The sequence below is a fragment of the Nocardia pseudovaccinii NBRC 100343 genome (assembly GCF_001613225.1).
Taxonomy (GTDB): Bacteria; Actinomycetota; Actinomycetes; order Mycobacteriales; family Mycobacteriaceae; genus Nocardia; species Nocardia pseudovaccinii.
In genome coordinates this window covers 1-11,083 of the sequence record NZ_BDBY01000291.1, presented here as the reverse complement: position 1 = coordinate 11,083, position 11,083 = coordinate 1, and the positions used below count along the sequence as shown (strand labels likewise).

Annotated in this window: 6 protein-coding genes; 4 read left to right on the top strand and 2 right to left on the bottom strand. The window is 67.3% G+C overall.

Annotation, left to right across the window (positions count from 1 at the left end; genetic code table 11):
• The 4 genes from NP3_RS49395 to NP3_RS34625 form a co-directional block, all read left to right on the top strand.
• Window positions 1-2,472 (top strand): DUF5691 domain-containing protein (locus NP3_RS49395; RefSeq protein WP_063045948.1); only part of this gene is annotated, 2,472 nt, incomplete at its 5' end.
• The gene (locus NP3_RS34635; protein WP_063045946.1) at window positions 2,469-3,569 is read left to right on the top strand and encodes an ATP-binding protein; all 1,101 of its coding nucleotides are present in this window, start codon (window positions 2,469-2,471) and stop codon (window positions 3,567-3,569) included. The genes NP3_RS49395 and NP3_RS34635, both read left to right, overlap by 4 nt.
• 54 nt (window positions 3,570-3,623) lie before the next feature.
• Entirely contained in the window at window positions 3,624-6,080 is a 2,457-nt protein-coding gene (locus NP3_RS34630) for a DUF5682 family protein (protein WP_063045945.1), read from the top strand.
• A gap of 282 nt (window positions 6,081-6,362) precedes the next feature.
• Window positions 6,363-7,523 (top strand): VWA domain-containing protein, encoded by a 1,161-nt coding sequence (locus NP3_RS34625; RefSeq protein WP_063045944.1) that lies wholly within the window; start codon window positions 6,363-6,365, stop codon window positions 7,521-7,523.
• Window position 7,524: 1 nt separating this feature from the next.
• On the opposite strand, the gene NP3_RS34620 is transcribed toward NP3_RS34625, so the two are convergent.
• Both NP3_RS34620 and NP3_RS34610 read right to left on the bottom strand, forming a co-directional pair.
• Complete coding sequence (locus NP3_RS34620; protein WP_245721230.1) at window positions 7,525-8,352, bottom strand: phosphatase PAP2 family protein; 828 nt, start codon at window positions 8,350-8,352, stop codon at window positions 7,525-7,527.
• A gap of 772 nt (window positions 8,353-9,124) precedes the next feature.
• A partial coding sequence (locus NP3_RS34610) for an ABC transporter permease (RefSeq protein WP_063045942.1) occupies window positions 9,125-11,083 on the bottom strand: 1,959 nt, incomplete at its 5' end.

Below are 11,083 nucleotides of genomic sequence, written 5' to 3'. Positions count from 1 at the left end.
CGGGTCCGGGTGACGGCGGGGCTGGAGGAACTGGATATCTGGCTCGGCGATCAGGTGCGCACCGGGCTGGCTCAGACCGATCGCTCGTTTCGTGCCTTCGAAACGATCGCGGCCCGGATGGTCGACGCGCAGGCCCCCGGCGTCGCCGCCACGTTGCGCCAGCTGCCGACCACCGTGGTGACCAGGGCGGACTGGCCAGAGGTCGTACTCGCCGAATACGCGAGGCTGCATCTGCTGATCGCCGCGCACCGTCGGCTCGACGAATTGTCGCCGCAGCTGCGGGCCTGCGTCCGCACCCATATCGGCTATCCGACATCCGCCGAATCCGTGCGCGTCGAACCCGCGCTCCGGGATCAGTGGCAGGTACTCGGCATCCGGACCAGCGAGGAGGAGCGGCTCTACACGCGCCGAACATGGTTGTACGGCAGGCGGACTCGACGCTGGGCACTGCTGCTCGAGCACTCCTTCGGCACACCGAGCTTCTCGGCGGAGGTGCCGCTGCCCGGCATGATGGCCGAAGCCGATCTGCACTATTACCCGGGTGGCGCGCCGCTGCGGGCGCTCTGGGGCGAACGGCACGGTGCGGCCGAACCGTTCACCACGCTGCCGGTTGCCGACGGGACGATCGCCGCCGCGCTGACCGAGCACGCCGAGGCACTCGCGGGGGATCCGTGGTTGCGATCGCGACCGCTGCTGCTCACCGATGTCGTGCCGGTGTGGACCGAAAATGGCTGGTACATAGCCGAATCCGACGGTACCGCGCTGCCGGTCGCGGCTACCGAGCAGCCGTGGCGACTGCTCGGGGTTTCCGGTGGGCATCCGGTGACGCTGGCCGCCGAATGGGGTGTGGCCGGATTGGTGCCGATCTCGGTGTTCACCGCGGGCGAGGTCGTCGATGTCGACAGTGCGGAGTTCGGCTCGCGTGCGACGTCGAATATGCCTGCCGCGCCGGTGTCGGAGGAGCTGACCTCGGTGGCGCTGCTCGGCACGGCCCGCAGGGCAGCGGATCCCGCGCGGCTCGAGGCTCCGGTGGCCGCCGCCGCGACCCGGTTGCGCACCGATCCCGCACTTGTGCTTCTCGAATCCGCCGCGCTGCGTGGCGCTTTCGCGCGTGGTGGCGTCTCCGTCGGTGCGGCGACCAAGTCCGAACCCGCTGTGGACGACGCGTGGCGACTCCTGCCCCGCGCCGCGGCATCCCGACTCGCCCGCATGTTGCGGGACCGGTCCCCCTTCCTGCCCGAATGGTTCGCGGCCGCAGCACCATTCGACTATCGCGCCCCGGATGCACTGTGCGCGCTACTGCTCGAGCAGGCGAAGGCGAATACCGAACTGCGCGAACCACTTTTGCGGCTGGCCGGAACCCGCGGCCGCTGGCTGGCCGACCAGCATCCGGACTGGCGCGACCTGGTGCGGCAAGGGCCTTCCGATGCGCCGACAGAGCAGAGCTGGCAGTTCGGCCAACCGTCCGAGCGTCGCGAATGGCTCGCCGAACTGCGCCGACGAGATGCCGACGCCGCACGCGCGGCGCTGACCGCGTCGTGGCCGAAGGAATCCGGCCCGCTGAAGGCCGAACTCTTGGCCATACTCGCCGATGGCATTTCGGCCGATGACGAACCGCTGCTCGAGACCGCGCTGGACGATCGACGATCGGATGTCCGGCGAGTCGCGGCCGGACTGCTGCCGCTGCTATCGGATTCGGCATTCACACAGCGCATGACCCGGCGCGCGAGCGAATGGGTCACGGTCGAACATCTGCTGCTGCATCCGAATCTGGTCGCCCGCATTCCGGAGGAGCTCGACGATGCCGATCGCAGAGACGGCATCAACGACCGCACGGTGGAGTTCACCTATCGCTGGGACGGTGCACCGGACCTGTGTGCGGGTCGGCTGCGGCAACTCGTCGCGGCGACACCGCTGACGCACTGGGCGTCCGAACTCGGCGCACCGGATAAGGCCACCCGGGCCAAGATCAGTGAGCGGTTCCGGCAGCCACTGTTCGACGGTTGGGTGGATGCCGCACTGGCCCAACATGATTCGGCGTGGGCGCGGGCGCTGTTCGACGCCGGGGTGCCGACCGATCTGGCCATGCTTCGGCGCCGCGAATTGTTCGCGCTGCTGCCGCTGCCCGATCGCACCCGGCATCTGCTGCAATTGGACGCCGCGTGGCTCTCCGAACTCGAGGCGCTGCTGCCCGCCATGGGCCATCCGTGGCCGGAACCCCTTGCCCAACACCTGATGCTGTTGTTGTTCGAACGCGCACGTGCCGCGGCCAAACGCCCCGAAGCGCATGGCACCGGTCCGAGCGCGCATCGGTCGCTGCTGTCCGCGGCGGCCGTGCATCTGCCCGTGAGCGCGGCGCGAACCGCTACCGCGGTGGCGCGCCGATGCACCGATCTCAATTGGGAGCGAGCCTTCGATCAGCTCGCCCATGACCTCAACCACCGCTCGATGATGCTCGAGGAGTTGCAGTGACCACTACCGATGCGAAGCCGGAGCTGTTGCGTCCGCACGCCGAACAGGCTTATGCCGAGGAACTGCGGACACTGGCCGCGATCGACGATCGGCCGCGGCCGCCGTCGTGGCAACTGTCGCCGTGGGCGGTGGTCACCTATCTGCTCGGTGGCACGCTCGACGACGGCACCGTGATCAGCCCCAAGTACGTCGGGCCGCGACGGCTGATGGAGGTGGCGGTCGCGACGCTGGCGACCGATCGGGCGCTGCTGCTGCTCGGCGTGCCCGGCACCGCGAAAACCTGGGTGTCGGAACATCTTTCGGCCGCGATCACCGGTGCGTCGACGCTGCTCGTACAGGGCACCTCGGGTACCGCCGAAGAGGCGATCCGCTACGGCTGGAACTATGCGCGGCTGCTCGCGGAGGGGCCGAGCGCGGGTGCGCTGGTGCCGTCGCCGGTCATGACCGCGATGCGTCGCGGCGCCATCGCCCGGATCGAGGAACTCACCCGCATTCCGTCCGATGTGCAGGACGCGCTGATCACCGTGCTGTCCGAGAAGACATTGCCGGTACCGGAACTCGGGATGGAGGTGCAGGCCGCCAAGGGCTTCAATGTCATTGCCACCGCCAATGACCGCGATCGTGGCGTCAATGATCTGTCCTCCGCTCTGCGTCGCCGCTTCAATACCGTTGTGCTGCCGCTGCCCGCCAGTGAGGACGAGGAGGTCGCCATCGTGACTCGTCGCGTCGAACAACTCGGCTCCGCGCTCGAACTTCCGGCGGTTCCGGCCGCGGCCGAGGAAGTACGCCGGGTCGTGCGCGTCTTCCGGGAGCTGCGTTCCGGCATGACCGCCGACGGTCGCACCAAACTCAAGACGCCCTCGGGCACCCTGTCCACCGCCGAAGCGATCTCGGTGATCACCAATGGCATCGCCCTGTCGGCACACTTCGGCGACGGCACCTTGCGCGCGTCCGATATCGCGGGCGCGGTCCTCGGCTCGGTCGTCAAGGATCCAGTGGCCGACGCCGTCATCTGGACCGAGTATCTGGAAGCCGTTGTCCGCGAACGCCCCGAATGGTCCGACTTCTACCGCGCTTGCCGCGAGGTGCACGGATGAGGCGGCACCGCCGACCGATCCGACCACACCGCATGTTCAACCGGGAGTGACACGGTGAGCAAGACAAACACGGCCGACGACCAGCAGAACACCGCCCAGGGCGGTCCGGTGACCCGCGTATTCGGCATCCGACACCACGGCCCGGGTTCGGCCAGATCTTTGCGCACCGCGCTCGAGCAGTTCCGCCCCGACACGATCCTGATCGAGGGCCCGGCCGATGCCGACCCATTGGCCGGATACGTTGCGGCCGAGGGAATGTCACCACCCGTCGCCATGCTGGCCTATGTGCCGGACCAGCTCGCCAAGGCCGCATTCTGGCCGTACGCGGTGTTCTCCCCCGAATGGCAGGCGCTGCGATATGCGGCGGAACACGCAGTGCCGGTGAGGTTCTGCGACCTTCCCGCGACCAACGTCCTGGCCACCGAAGACGAACCGGGCGACCGCATCGACCCACTCGCCGAATTGGCCGCCGCCGCAGGCTACGACGATGCCGAACGCTGGTGGGACGCAGTGGTCGAATCCGTCGCCGACGCCGACGCGTTCGAAGCGATCACCGAGGCAATGGGGGCACTACGAGAAGCCGCTGCACGAGGCATGTTCGCGATCGAACCTGCCACGAACACAGCCGAATCGCCTTCACCCGGCCGACAACCGCACGAGATACCCGGCATTCCGGCGGGTGGTGACCCGAGCAGCGAGGCACTCGAACCCGACGACCAAACCCGGCCCGCCGCACATGATGAGTCGGCCAACTCGCCGACCGGCGACACTGTCGACGAGGCGATCGCGTTCGAAGACGTTGAGCGCCAACCCATCGGGATCGACGCGCACACATTGCGGCGTGAGGCGTATATGCGGCAGACGATGCGGAAGGCGTTGAAGGAGGGGGCGCGGCGGCTTGCGGTGGTGTGTGGGGCGTGGCATGCACCGGCGTTGGCGGGGAAGTTGGGGCCTGCGACGGCGGATACCAAGTTGCTCAAGGGGCTGCCCAAGGTGAAGGCGACGGTGACTTGGGTGCCATGGACGCATTCCCGGCTGGCGACGACCTCCGGATACGGCGCCGGAATCACCTCGCCGGGCTGGTATCACCACTTGTTCACCGAGACCGAGCAGCCGATCGCGCGCTGGCTGACCAAGGTGGCGGGAGTGTTGCGTGCGCACGATCTGCCGGTCTCCAGTGCGCACATCATCGAATCCGTCCGGCTCGCCGATACACTCGCGGTGCTGCGGGCCCGGCCGCTGGCCGGGCTGTCGGAGGTCACCGAGGCGGTGCGGTCGGTGATGTGCGCGGGCGATGAGACGATGGTGCGGCTCGTCGCGTCCGAACTGGTGGTCGGCGAGGCGCTCGGCTCGGTACCCGATGGCACGCCGACCGTCCCGCTGGATGCCGATCTGCGCGCCCGGATCCGCACGCTGCGGCTGAAGCAGGAAGCCCCGTCCCGCAATCTCGATCTCGACCTGCGCAAGGAGCGCGAGGTCGAACGCTCCCGGCTGCTGCATCGGCTGCGGGTACTCGGAATCGACTGGGGCACACCGACAACCGGCGAGGTGCGCAGCACCGGAACCTTCCGCGAATCCTGGACGCTGCGGTGGCGACCGGAATTCGCCGTCTCGATCATCGAGGCATCCCGCTGGGGCACCACCATCCGCACCGCGGCGGAGGCCAAAATCCTCGATACCGCGGGCCGAGAGGGCAGCACCGTCGGCGATCTCACCGCCGCACTCGAAATCGCGCTGCTCGCCGATCTCGGCGACGCCACCAACGGTCTGATCACCCGCCTGGAATCGGCCGCGGCACTCGACCACGACGTAACCCACCTGCTCGCCGCGCTCCCCGGCCTGACTCGCACGCTGCGTTACGGCGACGTCCGCGGCACCGACACCGAGGCCCTCGCCCACGTCGCGGACGGCCTGCTCGTGCGGATCTGCGCGGGGCTGCCCGGCGCGGTCACCGGCCTCGATACCGACGCCGCCGAACAACTCCGCACCCAGCTCGACGCCGCGCACACCGCCATCCACACCCGCGACAACGCCTGGGCCACCGGCGAATGGCTGGCCGCCCTGCACCGCCTCGCCGACCGTGACGATGTGCACGGTGCCCTGATCGGTCGCGCCGTCCGACTGCTCGCCGATGCCGGACGCATCGACGAATCCGATTCCGCACGCAGGCTTTCCGCCGCGCTCTCGATCGGCAATACCGCCGCCGCCAAGGCCGCGTGGATCGACGGCTTCCTCGGAGGTCGTGGGCTACTGCTGGTCCACGACCGAGAGTTGTTGCGGCTCATCGACGATTGGCTCCGTAGTCTCGGCGACGATATGTTCGTCGAAATCCTGCCGCTGCTGCGCCGCACCTTCGGTGCATTCGAATCCGGGGAGCGCCGCGCCATCGGCCAGGCGGTACGCGACGGTGGCTCCGGCACATCGCGTACCGGCGCGGACATGACGTTCGATGTGGAACGCGGGCTCATCGCCATGCGCACGGTCGCGGACATCTTGGGAGTGTCGGTATGAGCCCGACGCGCCCAGCCTCGGATCAACTCGCGGCGTGCACCGACGACCGCAAGGCCTTCCATACCGAGCCGAAGATCCTCGCCATGCGCATCGCGAGCGATTCTGCCCACTCGTCGGGCATTACGACGCGATCAGATCGCCGCACCGCATTGTGCAATGCGGCTGCCACGACAGCCCAGCAGCCGTCCGACGCGCTCCTTCAGCACCGCGCTCGGGCCCCTCGATCAACCCGAACGACGATGTGGCGGCATTCCGCCGTCACCTACCTCCCGGAGCGACCGGATGAATGCGATCGATGAAACCCAGTCCAGGCGTTGGCGTCTGGTGCTCGGCACCGCCGCCGAACAACCCCTCGGCGGCTTGGGTTCCGCGGACGACGAGGCCATGGATCGAGCCTTGGGCGCGGTCTACAACACCGACGATCAGACCTCCGGTAAGCGGTCGGCCGGACTCGGTGGCTCCGCACCGAAGGTGGCCCGCTGGCTCGGCGATATCCGCACCTACTTCCCGTCCACCGTCGTCGAGGTCATGCAGCGCGATGCCGTCGATCGGCTCAATCTGACCCAGCTCCTACTGGAACCGGAACTCCTCGAAGCGGTCGAACCGGACGTGCACCTGGTCGGCACCTTGCTGAGCCTGAATCGGGTAATGCCCGAAACCACCAAGGCGACAGCGCGAATGGTGGTCGAGAAGGTGGTCCGCGAAATCGAACAGCGCATTGCCGCACACACCGTCGCGGCGGTATCCGGCGCACTGAACCGCGCCGCCCGCGTCACCCGACCTCGGCTGCGGGATATCGACTGGGACCGCACCATTCGCAAGAATCTCGCCAACTACCTTCCCGAACACCGGACCGTCGTGCCCGAACGCCTGGTCGGCTACGGCCGCAAGGCGCAGGCGGTGCGCCGGGATGTCGTCCTCGCCATCGATCAGTCCGGTTCGATGGCCTCCAGCGTGGTCTACGCCTCGGTCTTCGGCGCGGTCCTGGCCTCCATGCGGTCGCTGAAAACGTCTCTGGTCGTTTTCGATACCGAGGTCGTCGACCTGACCGAACAACTCACCGATCCGGTCGAGGTCCTCTTCGGCACCCAACTCGGCGGCGGCACGGATATCAATCGCGCCATCGCCTATTCCCAATCGCTCATCACCCGCCCTGCCGACACCCTGTTCGTCCTCATCTCCGATCTCTATGAGGGCGGTATCCGCGAAGAGATGCTGCGCCGCGTCAACGCCATGCGGGAATCCGGCGTCCAGGTGGTCGTCCTGCTCGCCCTCTCCGACGATGGCGCTCCCGCCTTCGACCACGACAACGCCGCCGCTCTCGCAGTCCTCGGCATACCGGCCTTTGCCTGCACCCCCGACAGGTTCCCCGACCTGCTCGCCCTCGCCCTCGACCGGGGCGATATCCAGGCATGGGCCAACCGAAATGCCGGAACCAGTTGAGTCAGCGGGTCGGCACCGGCTGCGGACCCACCGGCCCCATCGCACCCCACGCCGTCGCCGCGGCAGGCACAACCAGCGGATGCAGCAGCGCCGCCAATCCGAGCAGCACCACCGCGACGATCGCGTCGAGCCAGTAGTGATTGCCGGTCCCGACCACGACCACCGTGGTGAGCACCGGATGTGCCAGCGCCAACCATCGCCAGGAACTTCGGGTCGCCGCAACCACGGCGAAGGCCAGCAGCAGGGCCCACCCCACATGCAGGGAGGGCATAGCGGCGAACTGGTTCGACAACCCGCCGGAATCCGGTGAGCCATAGACGGATTGGCCATGTATGGCGGCGAGGTCGACAAAACCGTACTCGGGCAGCATGCGCGGCGGTGCGAGCGGTATCAGCACATGCACCACGAGCGCGGCTCCGGTCAATGCCACCATCAGATTCCGGGTCCAACGATAGTGCTCCGGCCGGAAGACCCACAGCCACAACAGCACCCCGACCGCCACCGCGAAATGTGCAGTGGCGTAATAGAAATTGGCCGGAACCGCGAGAAAATCCCGATGCAGGAATATCGCCTGTACCGTGGTCTCTTCTGGCAGACCGAGCTTGTCCTCGAGCCCGAGCATTTCCCTGGCATTGCCGAGTGCGTGCACGGTGTCGTCGGCGGTGAACATCCGCCCGACCCGATAGGCCAGATAGAGCACGGTGATCAATGCGAGTTGCCGAACCGCCTCGCCGCCACGGCCGTGCACCGCCGCCCTCATCTTCTCGGCGATGCCGCCGACCGCGGGCGAAAAACCCACGTTCGGACCACCGAGACCCACTGCCACCATCGCCAGCGGCCTCCTTGCCCATCCAACCCCACAGGTTAAGCGGAGTATCAACCTCCGTTTAACGTAGCATCACTCGTTAGCCAGGCTCAGCACACTGTGACCGGACAGACACAAGTGATCGACTGGGAATTGGGCAGCCGTCGTCCGCGCCGCACCGCGCGGACTCGACCGCCGGGGGACCATCGGACAGATCTTCGAATTCGGCTCTGATGCCGCGGCACTCACCCATGGCAATCCGAGCGGCTGGCTGCCCGCGGGCAGCCATGGCCGCGATCATCGCGGGTGTGAAGAGAGGCGCCGATCTCCGAGCCGCACCCGATCTGGCTCGCCCCGAACTCACCCGGCACGACAACCACAACGAGACCTCGACCTCCCGCGCCGCCGCCATCGAACTGGCTGCCCACGGCGCGGCCGGATGCCCGCACCAGAGGATATGCGCGGCCTCAGCCGGATCAGCCCGGAGGCCTTGGCTATCGGGTATTTTGCTGCGCTCTCCGCCGAAAGGTCTGTAGCACACCGGAACACATCTTCCGCAACGGAATCTTGTTCGCGGGCAATCACTCCGGCGACACGACTCCACCGGAGTCATCTGCGCCAGCGTCCTCGGCGCTCGCTACGGCCGCCGTGCCATATCGGACGAGTGGCGCACCATGCTCGACGCCGGGCCGGTCATCGAGGTTTGGCCGGGGACGGCGTCGAATTCGGGCCCACTCCGCCGAGCGACGCCTATGGTGCGCCGACGGCGGAGTGCCCACTATTTTCCGAAATAGACCTACAAGTCCGCGATGGCGGCCAGCGGTGGGGTGCGGGCGGCACGAATTCCCGGCCACAGCGCGGCGAGAACACCGACCACGGCCGAGCTGATGAGCACCAGCACCAGTTGATTCCACGGGATGGCGATCTCATCGATGCCCAGGTCACGCAGGGTTCGCAGGAAGCCGACGCCGAGACCGAGGCCTAGCAGCATCCCGACGATCGCGCCGAATACCGCTATCAGCATGGATTCCAGATAGATGGTTCGGCGCACCTGAGCCCGCTGCATGCCGACCGCGCGCAACATGCCGATCTCCCGACGCCGCTCCACCACCGACAGCGCCAGGGTATTGACGATGCCGAGGATCGCGATCACCACCGCCAACGCGAGCAGTCCGTACAGGATGGCGAGCAGCGTATTGATCTGCTTGCCCTGCGCGCCCTTGAACTCCTCCCGATCCTGCACCTGGATCACGACGAACTGCTCGGTCGCATTCTCCAGATCGGTGCGCATCTGAGCGAGATCGGCACCGGGCTGGGCCTTGACGAACATGAACAGGTTGGTCCGGAAGTTGACCGGCATCACCTCGTCGTATATGACCGGCGACACCACCAGCGGGCCGAGCAGCGGCGTCTTCTTGTAGATGCCGACCACCCGGACCGGCATCTTCTTGAACCCCAGGCTCGTCACGCTGACCTGATCACCGACCTTCCAGCCGCGCTTATCGGCCTCGTCCTGCGACACCATGACATCGTGATCGCCCAGCGTGTTGGTGCCCTTGATCATGTCGTAGTTGATGACACTGGCGGGCGAGCCGTCGAATTCGGTGCCCGCCAGCTGCTCATCGCCGACCTTGAACGTGACACCGCGAAGGCCGACCACATCGGCCACCCCGGGCACCGATTTGCGCACGGCGTCACCCGCACCGAGCGGCACACCGATCATCTGCGGTCCGGCCAGCACATAGTCGGCCTTCACACCCTTGTCGACGAGCACGCTCACGCTGGCCTTCGCCGATGCGCCGAGCATGCCGATCGCGGTCACCAGCATCAAACCGAGGGTGAGAGCGAAAGCCGTTGCGGCAGTACGCCGTGGGTTGCGCGCGGCATTATTGCGCGACATCCGGCCGATCGGGCCGAACGGCCGCAGCAGCACCCCGAGACCGCCCACCACCGGCCGCGACAATGCAGGCGCGGCGAGCAGTACCGCGAAGATCAGGCCGAGCGCGCCGATCCCGACCGTCAATGCGGCATGGCCGCCGGTCTTCTGCGCACCGAGCACCACTAGCGCCACACCCGCGACGGCCAGCGCGATGCCGAAACCGGTCCGCAGCCGCAGCGATTCACCGGCCGAGGCGAACTCCTCGCGCATGGCCTCCACCGGCGGAATCTTGGCGGCGCGGCGCGCGGGCGCGTAGGCGCTGACCACCGTCACCAGCAGCCCGACGAGCAGTCCGACGAGCACCGTGCGCGGCAGCACCGTCAACGATCCGGTCGGCAGACCGAGATCGAACGCATTGAGCAGTGCCGAAAGCCCGAAGGCCAGACCGATGCCGCCCACCAAACCGATTGCGCTGCCGACCAATCCGATGACCAGCGCCTCCGCCACCACGGATCGGCCGACCTGTTGTCGACTCGCACCGACCGCACGCAGCAGCGCCAGCTCACGCAGCCGCTGGGCCACAATCATCGAGAACGTGTTGTAGATGATGAAGGTGCCGACGATCAGTGCGATCGCACCGAAGGCGAGCAGGAAGTAGTTGATGAAGTTGAGCGCGTTGGAGACTTCCTTCTTCAGATCGGCGCGCACCTGATCGCCGTTCTGCACCTTGTAGTCCACCAGCACGTTCGCGATCTTGTCGCGCAGGTCGTCGCCCGGCATACCGGCAGCCGCGATATCGATATAGGCGACATGCGAGCCGTCGGTGAACAACTGGCGCGCCTGCGCGTCGTCGAACAGCACACCGATGAAACCGCC